The sequence below is a fragment of the Pseudomonas sp. L5B5 genome, assembly GCF_020520285.1.
Classification (GTDB): Bacteria; Pseudomonadota; Gammaproteobacteria; order Pseudomonadales; family Pseudomonadaceae; genus Aquipseudomonas.
Genome location: NZ_CP084742.1, coordinates 5,954,912 through 5,971,894 on the forward strand (window position 1 = coordinate 5,954,912; position 16,983 = coordinate 5,971,894).

Genomic DNA, 16,983 nt, shown 5'->3' on the forward strand with positions numbered 1-16,983 from the left:
GGGCCTGCAACCTCATTCAAGGAGCCGCCCGGAACGCCGATGCGCCAGATCTGGAAATCCTTTCGTGCGTTGTATTTCGCCTCGCTGATGATGTTGATCGGCTCGGGCCTGCTCAGTACCTACCTGGCCTTGCGCCTGGCGGCTGATCATGTCGACGGCCTGTGGATCGGGGCCCTGATGGCTGCCAACTATTTCGGCCTGGTGCTGGGGGGCAAGCTCGGCCATCGGCTGATCGCCAGGGTCGGGCATATCCGCGCCTATGCCACCTGTGCCGGTATCGTCGGTGCGGCGGTACTCGGCCATGGGCTGGTGAACTGGCTGCCGGCCTGGCTGGTGCTGCGGATGATCGTGGGCCTGGGGATGATGTGCCAGTACATGGTCATCGAGAGCTGGCTCAACGAACAGGCCGAGGCCAAGCAGCGCGGGCTGGTGTTCAGCGGCTACATGATCGCGTCCTACCTGGGGCTGGTCCTGGGGCAGTTGATCCTGGTCATGCACCCGGCCCTGGGGCTGGAGCTGCTGATGCTGGTAGCGCTGTGTTTCGCCTTGTGCCTGGTGCCGGTGGCGATGACCCGGCGTATCCACCCCGCGCCCTTGCGTCCGGCCCCCATGGAGCCGCGCTTCTTCATCAAGCGGGTGCCTCAGTCGTTGAGTACGGTGCTGGGGTCGGGCCTGATAGTCGGTTCGTTCTATGGCCTGGCACCACTCTATGCCTCGCAACAGGGCCTGAGCACCGAGCAGGTGGGGCTGTTCATGGGGAGCTGCATCTTTGCCGGCCTGGTGGTGCAGTGGCCCCTGGGCTGGCTTTCCGATCGCTTCGATCGGGCCTTGCTGATTCGCTGCTTCGCCCTGTTCCTGGCGGTGATGGCCCTGCCTCTGGCCATCTTGCCCACGGTGCCCCTGGAGGTCTTGTTCATCCTGGGGTTCCTCTGTTCCCTGGTGCAGTTCTGCCTCTACCCATTGGCCGTGGCCTTCTCCAATGACCATGTCGAAGGGGATCGACGGGTGTCGCTGACAGCGATGCTGCTGGTGACCTATGGGGTGGGTGCGAGCATCGGCCCCTTGGCGGCGGGGGTGCTGATGAAACTGTTCGGCAGCCAGATGCTCTACGCCTTCTTCAGCTTCTTTGCCTTGGTGCTGGTCTGGCGAATCCGGCCGAAGGCCGTGACCAACCTGCACCAGGTCGACGATGCTCCGCTGCATCACGTGGCGATGCCGGACAGCATGTCCAGTTCGCCGCTGGTGGCGGCCCTCGACCCACGGGTGGACGAGCAAGTCGTGCAGGACCAAATGCAGGTCACCCCGGTCGAGGATGTCGTGCCACCGGTGCAGCCTGAATCCGAGGCCGGGCAGGATGAAGCTGCGGTGGAGCGCGACGATGCGCCGGCTGTGGAGGCCAGGCCCTAGGCGTCGGAATAAAAAAACGGGCAGTTGCCGCAAGGCACTGCCCGTTTTTCATGGACCTTTGAGGATCAGAGGTCGTCTTTGTCGAAACGCCGTGCCTCACGCTGCAATTGGTAGACGAAGCGCTCCACCTGGCGCTGCACCAGGCCGCTCATGTTGTGAAAGCGTACGCCAGCGAAGGTGGTGTCGATCCTCTCTTCATAGTGCAGGTAACGCAGCTCTACGGGAGCGGTCATGCTGCCAAAGGGCAGGGCGGCGATGAAGCGCTCGTAGACCTGGCCCAGTTGCAGGCGGGCAGAGATTTCGCCGTCGAAGCGCAGCTTGCAGCCGGTGGCGGAAATATCCAGCAGCTTGCCGGTCAGGGGCGACTTGAGCTTGTCGCCGCTGAGTTCGATGTCCACCAGTTGGGCCAGCTTCAAGGCGGCGCGGAAGGCATTGCGGCGCTGGTGGTAAACCACTTCGTCCGGCAGCGGGGTGCGGTAGCAGCGGCCGCCATTGGATTCGTCCAGGGTTGGCAGGCCGTTGCTTTCCCAGGCGATGCGCACGCCGTCATGGAAACCTTCGACGCGAAACGGCTCGCCGGCCAGCATGAAGCGTTCACCGTCACGGGGGATCATTTCGTCGAGCGCGATCATGTTGCTGTCGCGATCGACTTCCACCATGTAGCTCTGGAAGCGCTGGCTGCGCTCATGGAAAGTGATGATCAGAGGGTCGTGGCTTTCTTGCAGCAACCGGAGGTTGGAGGAGATCTCCAACGGGGTGGTAAGCACCTTGGGTGGCTGCGGAGCATCTTCCGCGCTTGATGCAGTGAACACGGTTCATCAATCTCCAGACAAAATACAACTACACGCAGGGGCTAGCATTTTGCCAGCATGTTTCGCGGCTTGATAGCACGCGCTCATTTTTGTGGCCTAAGCCTGACTGAGTGGGCGTTGCTTCGCAAGCATCGAGGTTGTGCCGCGGGCGTCGTAGAGGGCTGGAGGTTCGCCACCGTTGAGGATTTTCAACTGGTTGGCAGTGGTGGCTTGCTGGATCTGGATCGAGCGACCGTTGAGTTCGTTGGTTGCCTGGCATTCAGCCAGCAACTGGACCAGCAGGTCGCCTTGCTCGAGCAGTTGCGTGCCCAGGCTGGAATGGCCGGCCAGCTGTTCGAGGCCTTCGCGATTGGCCGGCAGGCCGAGGCTGTCGAGGACCTGAGTGCGTGTGCGGCCATGCTGCTCCAGCAAGACGATCAGCGCCTGTTTCTGCGCCAGGATCTCCTCCAGCAGCGGCATGTCGCGGCCATGCAGGGCTATGGATTCGGCCTGGAGCAGTTCCAGCAGTTGTTGAGCTGGAACAAGGTCATCGTTGATCAGTTGCAGTAGATTGGTGTCGTGCATGGCTGGCCTTGGGAATTAAGCGTCCAAAAGCCTGGCGCAAGCCTGTGGCTAGCGCTGGGCTTCGAAGTTGAGCAGTTTGCTGGCTACACGGTTGCTGTCGACTTTGTAACTGCCGTCGGCGATGGCTTGTTTCAGCGCCTCCACCCGAGCTTTGTCGGCAACAGGCTGGTCGCGCAGCTTGTCAGTGATTCGTTGCAACTGTTGGGCCTCATTGCTGAGGTGTACCGATTCCCCACTTTTGCTGGTCTCGGCGGTGGTCACCTGGGGCGCGGGTTTGCCGGCCTCACTGGTTTCCTTGCTGGCGCCGGCACGCGTGCTGCCTGTCAGTGAGGGGGAACTGTTCAAACGGCTGAAATCGATGACCATGATGAGTAAAACCTCTGGGTATTTGGACGCTTGCCATGTTCTCGGCCATACCCTGGAAAACTTTAGGCTCAATTGTCGACAAGCCGAGGCAGGTATCTGTGACCCGTTATCGATCACAGTTTAGGGAACGAGCCGGACAAGCGCCAGTGATCTACATGGCCACTTCCACCTGGCCCGGTGCAATGACCCGAGCCTTGATCACCCGTTGCGAGTTCAGGTTCTTGACCCTGATCTGTTCGCTCATGCCGCCGTTGGACAGCGCCTCGCCGGGCATTCGTACATTCAATGAGCCGCTGCGTGCGCTGATCACTACCTGATCGCCCTTGCGCACCACCTCCGCCTGTTCCAGGTGGACCAGGGTGATGAGCTGATCGGCGACCATTGGTCGGACAAGTTTCTGACCAATGGCCTGGTCCACCGACGTCAGGTAGCCCTGGCTGTTCGAACTGATGTCCCGCTCACGCAATGCCACGTCTTCAGGCTCGATGATGGCGGCGCGCTTGAGGGGGCGAGTACTGGTGACTACTTCGCGGAATAGCTTGACCTGGGCTGGCACGAACACCCCCCACGGCGAGGTGCCTTCGCAGCGGACCTTGACCGTCACTCGCCCCAGGGGCTGGGCCGGACTTTCCAGGCTGGCTGTCAATTCCTTGTCGCAGGCAGGCATGTGCATTCGTGGATCGAGCTGCTTGACCTCGATTTCATAGCGTCCTTCCGTTTGACTGGTTGCCAGGTAGTCTTCTACCGTGAATTCAAGAAACCCTTGAGTGACGCCGATAAGTAGATCAGGCAGGGTGACCGAATCAGCAACGGCAGGGCCGCCAGGGTTTAAAATGCACAGCATCGCAAGGGCGCAGAGCACTCTGCGGCCAGGTGATGTCAGGCGTCGAAAAAATGTCGTTTTGGCGTTCATAACAGTTAAAAAGCAAGCGCCGTGCCGTTTAGCGATGAGCGTGCGTCGGATCTTAAAGCTTTGGGGAGTCTGGGCATGGCTGGTGTAATGGATTCGGTAAACCAGCGCACGCAATTGGTTGGGCAGAATCGCCTGGAGCTGCTGCTGTTCCGTCTGGACGGCGGGCAGCTCTACGGGATCAACGTATTCAAGGTTCGCGAGGTGCTGCAATGCCCGAAGCTGACCCTGATGCCCAAATCCAATCCTGTCGTGTGTGGTGTCGCGAATATTCGAGGGGCGACCATTCCGATCCTGGATCTGGCAATGGCCACGGGGTCCGGCGGTTTGCAGGATCAGAGCAATCCGTTCGTCATCATCACTGAGTACAACACCAAGACCCAGGGTTTCCTGGTGCGCTCGGTGGAACGCATCGTCAACATGAACTGGGAAGAGATCCATCCGCCACCCAAGGGGACCGGGCGCGATCACTACCTCACGGCGGTGACCCGGGTGGACAGCCAGCTGGTCGAAATCATCGATGTGGAGAAAGTGCTGGCGGAAGTCGCGCCCACCTCCGAGTCGATTTCGGTCGGAGTGGTGGATGTCGAGACCCAGCACAAGGCCGTTTCCCTGCGGGTGCTGACCGTCGACGATTCGTCGGTGGCGCGCAAGCAGGTCACTCGCTGCCTGCAGACCGTGGGCGTTGAAGTGGTGGCGTTGAACGACGGCCGACAGGCGCTGGACTACCTGCGCAAGTTGGTTGACGAGGGCAAGAAGCCGGAAGAGGAATTCCTCATGATGATTTCCGACATCGAGATGCCCGAAATGGACGGTTACACCCTCACGGCCGAGATACGTAATGATCCACGCATGCAAAAGCTGCATATCATCCTGCATACTTCGTTGTCAGGGGTGTTCAATCAGGCGATGGTGAAGAAGGTCGGTGCCGATGACTTCCTTGCCAAGTTCCGTCCTGATGACCTGGCATCCCGGGTAGTCGACCGGATCAAAGCAGCAGACCACAGCTGAGGGCAGCGGCCCTTGGTGGACCTAGATTTAAGAGGCGGCAGCATTGTCTACGGGTAATTTGGATTTTGAACAGTTCCGGGTCTTCCTGGAAAAAGCCTGTGGTATTTTGCTCGGGGAAAACAAGCAATATCTGGTCTCGAGCCGTCTCAACAAACTGATGGAGCAGCAAGGTATAAAAACCTTGGGCGAGCTGGTCCAGCGTATCCAGACCCAGCCTCGCGGCGGTTTGCGCGAGATGGTGGTGGACGCCATGACGACCAACGAGACCTTGTGGTTCCGCGACACCTATCCTTTTGAGGTGTTGAAGAACAAGGTGCTTCCCGAAGCGATCAAGGCCAGTCCCAACCAGCGCTTGCGGATCTGGTCCGCGGCCTGTTCGTCGGGGCAGGAACCCTACTCGTTGTCGATGTCCATCGACGAGTTCGAGCGCAGCAACATGGGTCAGTTGAAGATGGGCGCGCAGATCGTTGCCACCGACCTGTCGGGGACCATGCTCAACAACTGCAAGACTGGCGAATACGACAGCCTGGCTATCGGTCGTGGCTTGTCGGCCGAGCGCCTGCAGCGTTATTTCGACCCCAAGGGGCCGGGCCGCTGGGTGGTCAAGGCGCCGATCAAGAACCGTGTCGAGTTCCGCTCGTTCAACCTGCTGGATAGCTACGCGAGCCTGGGCAAGTTCGATATGGTGTTCTGCCGCAACGTCCTGATCTATTTCTCGGCGGAGGTGAAGAAGGACATCCTGATGCGTATCCACAGCACCTTGAAGCCGGGTGGCTACCTGTTCCTGGGGGCATCCGAGGCGCTCAACGGTTTGCCGGACCTTTACCAGATGGTGCAGTGCAACCCGGGGATCATCTACCAGGCGAAATAACCTACGCTGATCGCTGCCGGTGATCGACACGAAAAGGAGGCCCTCGGGCCTCCTTTTTTCATGCCTGCCATTCATGCCGGAACGGCAGGGTGATTGCCGCTTTGCCGGCACTTCGCGGAAAACCATTGCCGCTTTTCTGGCATTTGCCGCCTTGCCGCTGCCCGCAAAGCCCCTGTTTACGGGGCTTTGCTATTTGGCACGCAGATTGCTTTGTTCAAGCCAACGAAAAATCAGGTCACCCAAAGGTTTCCCGAAATGAGCATCAGCTTCGATAAAGCGCTCGGTATCCACGAACAGGCACTTGGCTTTCGCGCCAAGCGTGCCGAAGTCCTGGCCAACAACATCACCAACGCCGACACCCCGAACTACAAGGCTCGGGACCTGGACTTTTCCGCTGTGCTCGCCGAGCAGAACGACAAGGCCAACAAGGGCACATTCGGCCTGAACCTGACCAATAACCGGCATATCGAAGCGCAAGGTGTGAGCAGTGGCGACGAATCGCTGCAATATCGCACCCCGATGCAGCCCTCGATCGACCAGAACACCGTGGATGCCCAGCTCGAGCAATCGAACTATGCGCAGAACGCGGTGGAATTCCAGGCCAGCTTCACGCTGCTCAACAGCAAATTCAAAGGGCTGGTTGCAGCCCTGCGCGGAGAGTAATCCATGTCCCTTGCCAGTGTTTTCAATATTGCCGGTAGTGGCATGAGCGCTCAGACCACCCGTCTGAATACCGTCGCCAGTAACATCGCCAACGCCGAGAGCGTCTCGTCGAGCATCGACCAGACCTACCGTGCACGCCATCCGGTGTTCGCCACCATGTTCCAGAATGCCCAGGGCGGTGACAGCGGCTCGCTGTTCCAGAACCAGGATGCAGCCGGCCAGGGTGTGCAGGTGCTGGGTGTCGTCGAGGATCAGAGCAATCTCGAGGCCCGCTACGAGCCCAACCATCCGGCCGCTGATGCCAAGGGTTATGTCTTTTACCCCAACGTCAACGTAGTGGAGGAGATGGCCGACATGATTTCCGCCAGTCGTTCGTTCCAGACCAACGCCGAGATGATGAACACCGCCAAGACCATGATGCAGAAGGTCCTGACCCTGGGTCAGTGATAAGGGGCGAATTCGATGAGCGTTACTGATACCACTACAGCCCCATCCCTCAAGGATGTGTTGGCCAATTCGTCGAAAAAGACGGCGAATACCAGTGCCGATGGCCTGGCTGCCGCAACCAACAGCGCTTCCGGCAAGAAGGCCCTGGGCAAGGATGCGTTCCTCAAATTGCTGGTGACCCAGCTGAAGAACCAGAACCCGCTGGATCCCCAGGACAACAGTGCGTTCGTGGCCCAGCTGGCACAGTTCTCGACTCTGGAAGGGATCACCACCCTCAATGATTCGGTGAACTCCATCACGGGCAACTACAAGTCGTCCCAGGCCTTGCAGGCGTCGTCCCTGGTAGGCCGTTCGGTGATCGTCCAGACCGGTAACACCCAGGTCGATACCGGCAAGAGCATGACCGGCTCGGTGAGCGTGCCGGCCAGTGTGAGCTCGGTCACCGTGACCATCACCGACAAGGACGGCAAGACCGTCAAGACCATCGACATGGGTAGCCAGAAAGCCGGCAGCGCCAGCTTCGTCTGGGACGGTACCAAGACTGACGGTACCAAGGCGGAACCGGGCAGCTATACGTTCAAGGCCAGCACCACCATCGATGGCAAGGGCATTGACCTGATCACTTACCTGCCGGCCACGGTCAACAGCGTCACCATCAGCCAGACCGGCGGTGAGCTGATGCTGAACCTGGCGGGCATGAGCAGTCCTATCGGGCTGTCCAAAGTACAAACCATTGGTATCTAGAGCCGACTAACCGGCACAAGGAGTGGAATATGTCTTTCAATATCGGCCTTAGCGGTCTCTACGCTGCCAACAAGCAACTGGACGTGACAGGCAACAACATTGCCAACGTTGCTACCACCGGCTTCAAGTCTTCCCGCGCGGAATTCGCTGACGTGTACTCGGCCACCAAGCTGGGCAGCGGCACTCAGGTAGTGGGTAACGGCGTACGCCTGTCCAACGTGTCCCAGCAGTTCACCAACGGTGACATCAACAACACCGGCAACGTGCTGGACATGGGCATCCAGGGCCAGGGTTTCTTCGTGCTGAGCACCAATGGCTCGCTGTCCTATACCCGTGCCGGTACCTTCAAGGCCGACAAGGAAGGCTACATCACCAACAGTGATGGCACTGCTCGCCTGCAAGGTTATGCCGTGGATGCCAACGGCAAGATCATCAACGGGGTTCTGACCGACCTGCGGATCGATACGTCGAACCTGGCGCCGAAGCCAACCGACTCGATTTCCTCGACCATCAACCTGAACTCCGACGCCACCACCATCAACACGGCGGCGACGACCTACAAGTTCGACCCGAACGACAACACCACTTACACCAAGAGCTTCAGCACTCCGGTCTACGATACCCAGGGCAACAAGCACGTCATGGATCAGTACATGATCAAGACCGGCCCTAACCAGTGGCAGACCTACACCCTGATCGAAGGCCGCAACCCGGACGGGACTGCTTTCAACAACCCGCTCCAGTCGCCGATCACTATCAATTTCGACTCGTCCGGCAAGCTTGCCTCCATGACTCCGCCGACGGCTCCTGCAGTCAGCCCGTTCACTATCACCGGTAACAAGATCGTCATGTCGGCTGCGGCCTGGACCCCTGGCCGGGTGGTCAATGGCACCTTTACCCCCAACGGTGCCAAGGCCGCTCCGGCAGGCGTCAGCATCGACATGACCAAGACCGGCTCGGTGCTTGGCGACAGCAACCGTACCGTGATCGCGCAGAACGGCTATTCCACCGGCCAGATCAGCAACCTGACCATCGATGGTACAGGTGTCATGCTGGCCAACTTCAGCAACGAGCAGACCAAGGCGATCGGCCAGATCTCCCTGGCCAGCTTCACTAACGAACAAGGCCTGCAGCCAGTCGGCGGCACTCAGTGGAAAGAGACTTACGCGTCCGGTATCCCGGGTTATGACGCGCCGAAGACTGGCACCTTGGGAGCCATTCAGTCCAACTCTCTGGAAGAGTCCAACGTCAACCTGACCAACGAACTGGTGAACCTGATCAAGGCCCAGAGCAACTATCAGGCGAACGCCAAGACCATCTCCACCCAGAGCACCATCATGCAGACCACCATCCAGATGACCTGATGCAGGTTCGCTGACACGCTGGACAAGAAGCCCCTCTCCGAGGGGCTTTTTCATGCCTGCATTCTGCTGCCAGGACCTGCCTGGGCCTGGGCTGGTCATGCGGTTGGGGTGTGGAGAAAGGCAGGGGGAGTGGAGAGGGAGGGGCTGCCCCGGCATGCTGGCCTGTTGTTGGGGCAAAAGAAAACCCCCGATACACCAGTGGCGTATCGGGGGTTGGGGCAGGCGCCTGCAAGGGCGCCTGTCGGCTCAGCTTATTGGCAAGCTTCGCAATCCGGCTCGTCGATGGCACAGGCCTTCGGCACTGGAGCGGGGCCGGCTGGGGCAGCGAGAATTGCGCTGTCGCCATGGTCGCCGCCGCTGGATACGGCATTCAGCTTGCCGGTGTTGATGGTGGACTTCTCGGTGCTGGTGGCAGCCAGGGCACGGAGGTAGTAGGTGGTTTTCAGGCCACGGTACCAGGCCATGCGGTAGGTCACGTCCAGCTTCTTGCCCGAGGCGCCGGCGATGTACAGGTTCAGCGACTGGGCCTGGTCGATCCACTTCTGGCGACGGGAGGCGGCATCGACGATCCACTTGGTCTCGACTTCGAACGCGGTGGCGTACAGGTCCTTGAGCTCCTGCGGAATGCGTTCGATCTGCTGTACCGAACCATCGTAGTACTTCAGGTCGTTGATCATGACCGAGTCCCACAGGCCGCGCGCCTTGAGGTCGCGAACCAGGTAGGGGTTGATCACGGTGAATTCGCCCGACAGGTTCGATTTCACGTACAGGTTCTGGTAGGTCGGCTCGATGGACTGCGATACGCCGGTGATGTTGGCGATGGTCGCGGTCGGTGCGATGGCCATGATGTTCGAGTTGCGAATGCCTTTCTGTACGCGAGCGCGGACAGGTGCCCAGTCCAGGGTTTCGTTCAGGTCGACATCGATGTACTTCTGGCCGCGGGCTTCGATCAGGATCTGTTGCGAATCCAGTGGCAGGATGCCCTTGGACCACAGCGAACCCTGGAAGGTCTCGTACGAGCCGCGCTCGTCGGCCAGGTCGCAGGAGGCCTGGATCGCGAAGTAGCTGACCGCTTCCATCGACTTGTCGGCGAACTCGACGGCAGCGTCGGAACCGTAGGCAATGTGCTGCAGGTACAGGGCGTCCTGGAAGCCCATGATGCCCAGGCCCACTGGGCGGTGCTTGAAGTTCGAGTTCTGCGCTTGCGGCACCGAGTAGTAGTTGATGTCGATCACGTTGTCGAGCATGCGTACGGCGGTGTTCACGGTGCGCTGCAGCTTGGCGGTGTCCAGCTTGCCGTCGACGATGTGGTTCGGCAGGTTGATCGAACCCAGGTTGCAGACTGCGATTTCATCCTTGTTGGTGTTCAGGGTGATCTCGGTGCACAGGTTCGAGCTGTGGACCACGCCCACGTGCTGCTGTGGCGAACGCAGGTTGCATGGGTCCTTGAAGGTCAGCCACGGGTGGCCGGTCTCGAACAGCATCGAGAGCATCTTGCGCCACAGGTCCTTGGCCTGGATGGTCTTGAATACCTTGATCTTGTTGTATTCGGTCAGGGCTTCGTAGTACTCGTAGCGCTCTTCGAAGGCCTTGCCGGTCAGGTCGTGCAGATCGGGTACTTCGTTTGGCGAGAACAGGGTCCACTTGCCGTCATCGAAGACGCGCTTCATGAACAGGTCGGGGATCCAGTTGGCGGTGTTCATGTCGTGGGTACGACGACGGTCATCACCAGTGTTCTTGCGCAGCTCGATGAATTCTTCGATGTCCAGGTGCCAGGTTTCCAGGTAGGCACAGACAGCGCCCTTGCGCTTGCCGCCCTGGTTGACCGCAACGGCCGTGTCGTTGACCACTTTCAGGAACGGCACGACGCCCTGGGATTTGCCGTTGGTGCCCTTGATGTAGGAGCCCAGTGCACGCACAGGCGTCCAGTCGTTGCCCAGGCCACCGGCGAATTTCGACAGCATGGCGTTGTCGTGGATCGCGTGGTAGATGCCCGACAGGTCGTCCGGCACGGTGGTCAGGTAGCAGCTCGACAGCTGTGGACGCAGGGTGCCGGCGTTGAACAGGGTCGGGGTCGATGCCATGTAGTCGAAGGACGACAGCAGGTTGTAGAACTCGATGGCGCGGTCTTCGCGTTGCTTCTCTTCGATCGCCAGGCCCATGGCCACGCGCATGAAGAAGATCTGTGGCAGTTCGAAGCGTACGCCGTCCTTGTGGATGAAGTAGCGGTCGTACAGGGTCTGCAGGCCCAGGTAAGTGAACTGCTGGTCACGCTCGTGGTTGATGGCCTTGCCGAGTTTCTCCAGGTCGAATTCGGCCAGGACCGGGTTCAGCAGTTCGAACTCGACACCCTTGGCGACGTAGGCTGGCAGCGCCTTGGCGTACAGGTCGGCCATTTCGTGGTGGGTGGCGCTGTCGGCCACGCCCAGGAAGCCCAGGCCTTCGGCGCGCAGGGTGTCCATCAGCAGGCGGGCGGTGACGAACGAGTAGTTCGGCTCGCGCTCAACCAGGGTACGGGCGGTCATCACCAGGGCGGTGTTGACGTCCTTGATGGCCACGCCGTCGTACAGGTTCTTCAGGGTTTCGCGCTGGATCAGGTCGCCGTCGACTTCTTCCAGGCCTTCGCAGGCTTCGCTGACGATGGTGTTCAGGCGGCCCATGTCCAGGGGCGCGAAACTGCCGTCGGCGCGAGAGATGCGGATCGAAGGGTGGGCGTTCACCGGCTCTTCGCTGGTGGAGCGGGTGGCGCGTTCCTTGGCACGGGAGTCACGGTAGATCACGTAGTCGCGAGCGACTTTCTGCTCGCCGGCACGCATCAGTGCCAGTTCGACCTGGTCCTGGATTTCTTCGATGTGGATGGTGCCGCCCGATGGCATGCGACGCTTGAAGGTTGCGGTGACCTGTTCGGTCAGGCGCGCCACGGTGTCGTGGATGCGCGACGAGGCGGCAGCGGTGCCGCCTTCAACTGCAAGGAACGCCTTGGTGATAGCGACGGTGATCTTGTCGTCGGTATAGGCAACGACAGTGCCGTTACGCTTGATCACGCGCAATTGGCCAGGTGCGGTAGCAGACAGATCCAGGTTGGAATCGGCGGCCTGCGGCGCATTGGCCTGCGGGTTCTCGCGAGTTGTGTCGGTTTGCATGGGTGTCTCCACGTTCTCTATGTTTGTTTGGGCACCAATAAGGTGCCCACCGTTCCGTCCTGAAGCACTACAACCGGCGCAGGCCGGCATGACGACTTCGGGACAGTTCAGGAAGGGCTGCTGGCGCCGCTTCCATGCCGAAGTCCTGGGTGCCGGGCATTGGCTCCGGTACCGTATTTCCGGGTCACAGACTGTTGCTGCAACACCCGTACCGTCTTCTCCTGGGCAGGGTGGAAAACGGTGCCATCCGCACGCGCGGTGTTGGTCTTCTAAAACAGCGATTGGTTCACCAAACAGGCGCAAGAAAAGCGCTTGAGTTTCTTGTCTGAATTGTGTTTGGTTTTTTGGGCAAAACCCTAGATGTAGGGTTTTTTAGCCGCCGGGCTACAAGATAATGCGTTTGGGGGGTGGTTGCAATGTACGGCCTGTGGATAAGTTTGTGCGTAAAGTGTGCATGAACTGGGTAAAACTCTTGCAGCCCGCAGTCCCGCTGCATGGAACCGTTTGTCACTGTTTTTTACCGTGAAAAATTGCCCAGAGGCGGATTTTTGCGGGCGCGAACCCTATCACAAAAAAGCGCCCTGACCGAGTCGTTTCAGCCGCTTGTATGGGGCCTTGTGGCGGTTGCTACAATCCGTCGCGATCCACTGTGCGCAATGCATCTTGTACCGGGCCGGTTATCGGCCTTTTTCATGACACAACGATGTACGCATTCATTGGCGCCCAATGCTGGCAACAACAATCAAGAAGAGGTCGAGCGTGGAGCAAGAAGCGTGGCAGGTACTGATTGTCGAGGATGACCAGCGTCTGGCTGAGTTGACCCGGGAATATCTGGAGAGCAACGGGTTGCGGGTGACGATCGAGGGCAATGGCGCCCTGGCTGGGGCACGGATCATCGCCGAGCAGCCGGACCTGGTGATCCTCGACCTTATGCTGCCGGGAGAAGATGGCCTGAGCATTTGCCGCAAGGTTCGGGACCGCTACGACGGGCCGATCCTCATGCTGACCGCCCGTACCGACGACATGGACCAGGTCATGGGCCTGGACCTGGGGGCCGATGATTATGTCTGCAAGCCCGTGCGTCCACGCTTGCTGCTCGCGCGGATCCAGGCCCTGCTGCGGCGTAGCGAAGCGCCGGAACCGATCCAGGAGAAAACCCGACGCCTGCAGTTCGGCCCGCTGATGGTGGACAACGCCCTGCGCGAAGCCTGGCTCAGCGGGGTAGGGATCGAACTGACCAGTGCCGAGTTCGACCTGCTGTGGCTGCTGGTGGCCAATGCTGGGCGAATTCTTTCCCGAGAAGAAATCTTCACGGCCCTGCGCGGCATCGGGTATGACGGCCAGGACCGCTCCATCGACGTGCGCATCTCGCGTATCCGGCCGAAGATCGGCGATGACCCGGACCATCCGCGCCTGATCAAGACCATTCGCAGCAAGGGGTATCTGTTCGTGCCCGAAGCGGCTACCGGCCTGCCCCTGTGAACTCGATCTTCCTGCGCATCTATGGCGGCATGTGTGCGGCACTGATCCTGGTGGCGCTGCTCGGGGTACTGGCCCTGCACCTGCTCAACCAGGTGCGCAGCGAGCAGTACCGTGAGCGTCTGGCCCATGGCACGTTCTCCCTGATGGCCGACAACCTGCAACCGATGAGCGAGATCGAGCGCCGCCGGGCCCTGGCCGTCTGGGAGCGATTGCTGGGCATTCCCTTGAGCCTCAAGACCTTCGGCCAGACCGACCTGGACAGTAGCCAGCGTGGCCGGGTGTTGCGCGGCCAGGCCCTGGTGGAGCAGACCGGGCCGTTCGCCGCCCGGATCTATCGTCTGGTCAGCGAAAGGGAACAACTGTTGCTCAGTGCCGAGGTGCAGCAGATCAGCGAGCAACTGGCCCGGGCCACCATCTACCTGCTGGCGGACGAGCTGGTGCGCTATCCGGTGGCCGAGCAACCCCAGCGTCTGGCGGCGTTGAAGCAGGACAAGGGCTTTGGTTTCGACATGCACTTGTCCACCCTCGATGCCACCGACATGGACGACGATCAGCGTCGCCGGGTTGCTGAAGGCGACACGGTGATGGCGCTGGGCAAGGGAGGGGATTCGATCCGGGTATTCGCCGGCCTGGTGGGCACGCCCTGGGTGCTGGAGATCGGTCCGCTGTACCAGATGAACCCTTATCCCCCTGAGTGGCTGGTGCTGATTGCCGTGCTGGGCCTGAGCCTGATCGGCCTGATCGTCTATCTGCTGGTGCGGCAACTGGAACGTCGGGTCAATGGCCTGGAGGCGGCGGCCACGCGTATCGCCAAGGGCAGTCTGGAGGTGCGGGTTCCGACCCGGGGTGCGGATTCGGTAGGGCGCCTGGCGGCGGCCTTCAACGGCATGGCCGAGCACCTGCAGCGGTTGCTGGCGATCCAGCGCGAACTGGTGCGGGCAGTGTCCCATGAGCTGCGCACTCCGGTGGCGCGCCTGCGTTTCGGCCTGGAGATGATCGCCTCGGCGGGGACTGACCAGGGGCGCCAGAAGTATCTGGACGGCATGGACAACGATATCCAGGACCTCGACCGGCTGGTGGACGAGATGCTCACTTATGCACGGCTGGAGCAGGGTTCGCCAGCACTGGACTTCCAGCGCATCAACCTGGATGCGCTGATCAACCAGGTGATCGGTGAGCTGGCGCCATTGCGCGCCAACCTCAAGGTCGAGCGCGGCCTGTGCCTGTCCGCCGCCGACTGCGATGGCGCCTGGGTCGAGGCCGAACCGCGTTACCTGCACCGGGCGCTGCAGAACCTGGTAGGCAACGCCATGCGTCATGCCGAGTCCCATGTGACCGTCAGTTACCAGGTGGGGCAGTCGCGTTGCCGGGTGGATGTGGAAGATGACGGCCCCGGGGTGCCGGAGAGTGCCTGGGAGAAGATCTTCACGCCGTTCCTGCGCCTGGATGACAGCCGGACCCGAGCGTCCGGCGGCCATGGGCTAGGGTTGTCGATCGTGCGGCGGATCATCTACTGGCATGGCGGCCGGGCGCTGATCAGCCGAAGCACGAGCCTGGGAGGCGCCTGCTTCAGCCTGAGCTGGCCGCGGCAACAGGAGTCGCGCTAGGTCTCAGGCGGCAATGGCGATGAGGCTCAGGACCTGCCCGTCCTGGACGGTGAACTGGCCGCTCAGCTCGCGGCCCTGGTGCCACTCCTCGGACAGCTCGGTCAGCAACCTCAGTCGCACCTGGCCCTCGAGGCTCCACTCCAGCACTTCGGCGTGCTCGAAGTAGAAGTTCTTCTGCACCAGCGGATAAAGGGTCTTGTACAGGCTTTCCTTGATCGAGAACGTCAGGGTCACCGCCAGGGCGTGCAGTTCGGGGGGGAGCTGGTCGCGGCGCAGCAACTCGGCGGGTGTCAGGATGTGTCCTGCCAGGTTGGCTGCGCGCTCGCCCTCGAGCAGCACTTCCAGGTCCATGCCCAGTGCCCGCCAGTGCTGTTTGTCGGCGACGATGGCCGCAGCGCGCCCGGTACTGTGAGTGATCGAACCGCAGATATGCTCTGGCCAGATCGGTGCCCGATCCGCGCCGATCGGGGGAACCCAGTCCAGCTGTTGCAATTGCCATAGGGCGCTGCGCGCGCACAGGCGTCCTGCCAGGAACTCGGCCTGGCGCTTGGTCACCGAGCGCTGGATGTTCGGTGGCGCCTCGATGCCGCTGCGCTGGAAGTCATCGGTGGCCAGTTGCTTGGGGTCGAACCGGGTGCTGAGCAACAGGGCATGGGGCAAGGCATCCGGCAAGGGCCAGGACGCGTCCGGGGAGGTGCAGCAGGCGGGGAGGGAGTGGTGTTCGTTCATGGCCGCTAGTGTGCCGGGTTGCGACATTCGAGGGTAGCCGTGCGCAGCATATAAAGAGGGCTGATGTCAGCGGGAGGCGCAGCGGCTCGCACTACGTGGCAGTGCTGTGGTTCAGGTGAGGTTAAGGGGGTGTTCAGTGGGAGTTCAGGGCGGGTTGTTTACTCTAGCCCCGTACCCAAATGTCAAACGCCAAAGGAAGTTTCCCATGACTTCATTGAAAAAACTGATCCTGGCCTTTACCGTTCTCGGCGCCAGTGCCGCAGCCCAGGCCACTGACAGCAACTTCGCCAGCCTGACCCTCGGCCAGACCAGCGACAAGATCAAGAAATCCGGTGCGCTCAACAGCAACCTCGGCCACCCGAATACCGACGGGGTGATCGGCAAGGACACTACCTGGGGGCTGCGAGTCGGCCAGCAGAATGACCAGGGCCGTCACTACGCCACCTACGATTACGTTTCCGGCTCGCACAATGGCGTTAAACTGCGCCAGCAGAACCTGCTGGGCAGTTACGACCGGTTCCTGCCGGTGACCAGCAGCACCCGGTTGTTCGGCGGCGCCAGCGCAGGCCTGACCAAGTTGACCCAGGAATCTCCGGGGTTCAGCCGTGACAGCGATATCGGTTATGCGCTGGGCGTGCAGGCCGGTGTACTGCAGCAGGTTTCGCAAAATGCCTCGGTGGAGCTCGGTTACCGGTATCTGCGCAGCAATGCCGGGACCGAGATGAGCGCGCGCGGTGGCAGCAAGCAGGGCTCGCTGAGTCTCACCAGCAGCGCCCAGACCTACCTCTCGGCCAACTACGCTTTCTGAACAAGCGGCCGGGCTTGAACCACGCCGGACCGTGCCCAAGGCACGGCCCGGCGTT

The 16,983-nt window shown here is 60.9% G+C and carries 16 protein-coding genes; 10 read left to right on the forward strand and 6 right to left on the reverse strand.

The features are described 5' to 3' along the window. The first annotated feature begins 39 nt into the window (after positions 1-39). Complete coding sequence (locus LGQ10_RS27460) at positions 40-1,407, forward strand: MFS transporter (RefSeq protein ID WP_226523770.1); 1,368 nt, start codon at positions 40-42, stop codon at positions 1,405-1,407. Positions 1,408-1,472: 65 nt separating this feature from the next. On the opposite strand, the gene LGQ10_RS27465 is transcribed toward LGQ10_RS27460, so the two are convergent. The 4 genes from LGQ10_RS27465 to flgA all read right to left on the reverse strand — a co-directional run bounded on the left by LGQ10_RS27465 (position 1,473) and on the right by flgA (position 4,062). After that, a complete protein-coding gene (locus tag LGQ10_RS27465) occupies positions 1,473-2,219 on the reverse strand; it encodes a flagellar brake protein (RefSeq protein ID WP_058435566.1) in 747 nt (248 codons plus the stop codon). A 96-nt stretch (positions 2,220-2,315) separates the two neighbouring features. After that, positions 2,316-2,783: a flagella synthesis protein FlgN gene (locus LGQ10_RS27470; RefSeq protein WP_226523771.1), complete on the reverse strand. Its 468-nt coding sequence runs from the start codon at positions 2,781-2,783 to the stop codon at positions 2,316-2,318. Between the two features lie 48 nt (positions 2,784-2,831). After that, positions 2,832-3,149, reverse strand: coding sequence for a flagellar biosynthesis anti-sigma factor FlgM (gene flgM / locus LGQ10_RS27475; RefSeq protein ID WP_058435564.1), 318 nt, complete (start codon positions 3,147-3,149; stop codon positions 2,832-2,834). A gap of 151 nt (positions 3,150-3,300) precedes the next feature. Continuing rightward, positions 3,301-4,062: a flagellar basal body P-ring formation chaperone FlgA gene (gene flgA, locus LGQ10_RS27480; RefSeq protein WP_226523772.1), complete on the reverse strand. Its 762-nt coding sequence runs from the start codon at positions 4,060-4,062 to the stop codon at positions 3,301-3,303. A gap of 75 nt (positions 4,063-4,137) precedes the next feature. Here flgA and LGQ10_RS27485 point away from each other — a divergent pair, with 75 nt between their 5' ends. The 6 genes from LGQ10_RS27485 (at position 4,138) to flgE (ending at position 9,159) form a co-directional block, all read left to right on the forward strand. Continuing rightward, positions 4,138-5,070: a chemotaxis protein CheV gene (locus LGQ10_RS27485; protein ID WP_058435563.1), complete on the forward strand. Its 933-nt coding sequence runs from the start codon at positions 4,138-4,140 to the stop codon at positions 5,068-5,070. A 43-nt stretch (positions 5,071-5,113) separates the two neighbouring features. Beyond that, a complete protein-coding gene (gene cheR, locus LGQ10_RS27490; protein ID WP_226523773.1) occupies positions 5,114-5,941 on the forward strand; it encodes a protein-glutamate O-methyltransferase CheR in 828 nt (275 codons plus the stop codon). 255 nt (positions 5,942-6,196) lie between these two features. Beyond that, positions 6,197-6,604, forward strand: a complete 408-nt coding sequence (flgB, locus tag LGQ10_RS27495) for a flagellar basal body rod protein FlgB (RefSeq protein ID WP_058433333.1) — start codon at positions 6,197-6,199, stop codon at positions 6,602-6,604. 3 nt (positions 6,605-6,607) lie between these two features. Next, positions 6,608-7,051, forward strand: coding sequence for a flagellar basal body rod protein FlgC (gene flgC / locus LGQ10_RS27500; protein ID WP_058433332.1), 444 nt, complete (start codon positions 6,608-6,610; stop codon positions 7,049-7,051). Positions 7,052-7,066: 15 nt separating this feature from the next. Beyond that, positions 7,067-7,795: a flagellar hook assembly protein FlgD gene (flgD, locus tag LGQ10_RS27505; RefSeq protein ID WP_226523774.1), complete on the forward strand. Its 729-nt coding sequence runs from the start codon at positions 7,067-7,069 to the stop codon at positions 7,793-7,795. Between the two features lie 29 nt (positions 7,796-7,824). Beyond that, positions 7,825-9,159, forward strand: a complete 1,335-nt coding sequence (gene flgE / locus LGQ10_RS27510; protein ID WP_226523775.1) for a flagellar hook protein FlgE — start codon at positions 7,825-7,827, stop codon at positions 9,157-9,159. Between the two features lie 251 nt (positions 9,160-9,410). Here the strand turns inward: flgE and LGQ10_RS27515 are convergent, their stop codons facing one another. Next, complete coding sequence (locus LGQ10_RS27515; protein ID WP_226523776.1) at positions 9,411-12,302, reverse strand: ribonucleoside-diphosphate reductase subunit alpha; 2,892 nt, start codon at positions 12,300-12,302, stop codon at positions 9,411-9,413. Positions 12,303-13,061: 759 nt separating this feature from the next. On the opposite strand from LGQ10_RS27515, the gene LGQ10_RS27520 reads away from it, so the two are divergent. Together LGQ10_RS27520 and LGQ10_RS27525 are read left to right on the forward strand one after the other, a co-directional pair. Next, positions 13,062-13,784 (forward strand): response regulator, encoded by a 723-nt coding sequence (locus LGQ10_RS27520; RefSeq protein ID WP_226523777.1) that lies wholly within the window; start codon positions 13,062-13,064, stop codon positions 13,782-13,784. Continuing rightward, positions 13,781-15,391, forward strand: a complete 1,611-nt coding sequence (locus tag LGQ10_RS27525; RefSeq protein ID WP_226523778.1) for an ATP-binding protein — start codon at positions 13,781-13,783, stop codon at positions 15,389-15,391. Before LGQ10_RS27520 ends, LGQ10_RS27525 begins: the two co-directional genes overlap by 4 nt. A 3-nt stretch (positions 15,392-15,394) precedes the next feature. Here the strand turns inward: LGQ10_RS27525 and LGQ10_RS27530 are convergent, their stop codons facing one another. Continuing rightward, entirely contained in the window at positions 15,395-16,120 is a 726-nt protein-coding gene (locus tag LGQ10_RS27530) for a 4'-phosphopantetheinyl transferase family protein (protein WP_058435233.1), read from the reverse strand. 205 nt (positions 16,121-16,325) lie between these two features. Between LGQ10_RS27530 and LGQ10_RS27535 the strand changes: the two genes are divergently transcribed. After that, a complete protein-coding gene (locus LGQ10_RS27535; RefSeq protein WP_058435232.1) occupies positions 16,326-16,928 on the forward strand; it encodes an outer membrane beta-barrel protein in 603 nt (200 codons plus the stop codon). Positions 16,929-16,983 lie beyond the last annotated feature (55 nt).

Bases quoted from the DNA above. Each gene is read 5' to 3' on its own strand.
- LGQ10_RS27460 (WP_226523770.1), top strand. From the start codon at position 40: ATGCGCCAGATCTGGAAATCCTTTCGTGCGTTGTATTTCGCCTCGCTG.
- LGQ10_RS27470 (WP_226523771.1), bottom strand. From the start codon at position 2,783: ATGCACGACACCAATCTACTGCAACTGATCAACGATGACCTTGTTCCA.
- flgM (WP_058435564.1), bottom strand. From the start codon at position 3,149: ATGGTCATCGATTTCAGCCGTTTGAACAGTTCCCCCTCACTGACAGGC.
- flgA (WP_226523772.1), bottom strand. From the start codon at position 4,062: ATGAACGCCAAAACGACATTTTTTCGACGCCTGACATCACCTGGCCGC.
- LGQ10_RS27485 (WP_058435563.1), top strand. From the start codon at position 4,138: ATGGCTGGTGTAATGGATTCGGTAAACCAGCGCACGCAATTGGTTGGG.
- flgB (WP_058433333.1), top strand. From the start codon at position 6,197: ATGAGCATCAGCTTCGATAAAGCGCTCGGTATCCACGAACAGGCACTT.
- flgC (WP_058433332.1), top strand. From the start codon at position 6,608: ATGTCCCTTGCCAGTGTTTTCAATATTGCCGGTAGTGGCATGAGCGCT.
- flgD (WP_226523774.1), top strand. From the start codon at position 7,067: ATGAGCGTTACTGATACCACTACAGCCCCATCCCTCAAGGATGTGTTG.
- flgE (WP_226523775.1), top strand. From the start codon at position 7,825: ATGTCTTTCAATATCGGCCTTAGCGGTCTCTACGCTGCCAACAAGCAA.
- LGQ10_RS27515 (WP_226523776.1), bottom strand. From the start codon at position 12,302: ATGCAAACCGACACAACTCGCGAGAACCCGCAGGCCAATGCGCCGCAG.
- LGQ10_RS27530 (WP_058435233.1), bottom strand. From the start codon at position 16,120: ATGAACGAACACCACTCCCTCCCCGCCTGCTGCACCTCCCCGGACGCG.
- LGQ10_RS27535 (WP_058435232.1), top strand. From the start codon at position 16,326: ATGACTTCATTGAAAAAACTGATCCTGGCCTTTACCGTTCTCGGCGCC.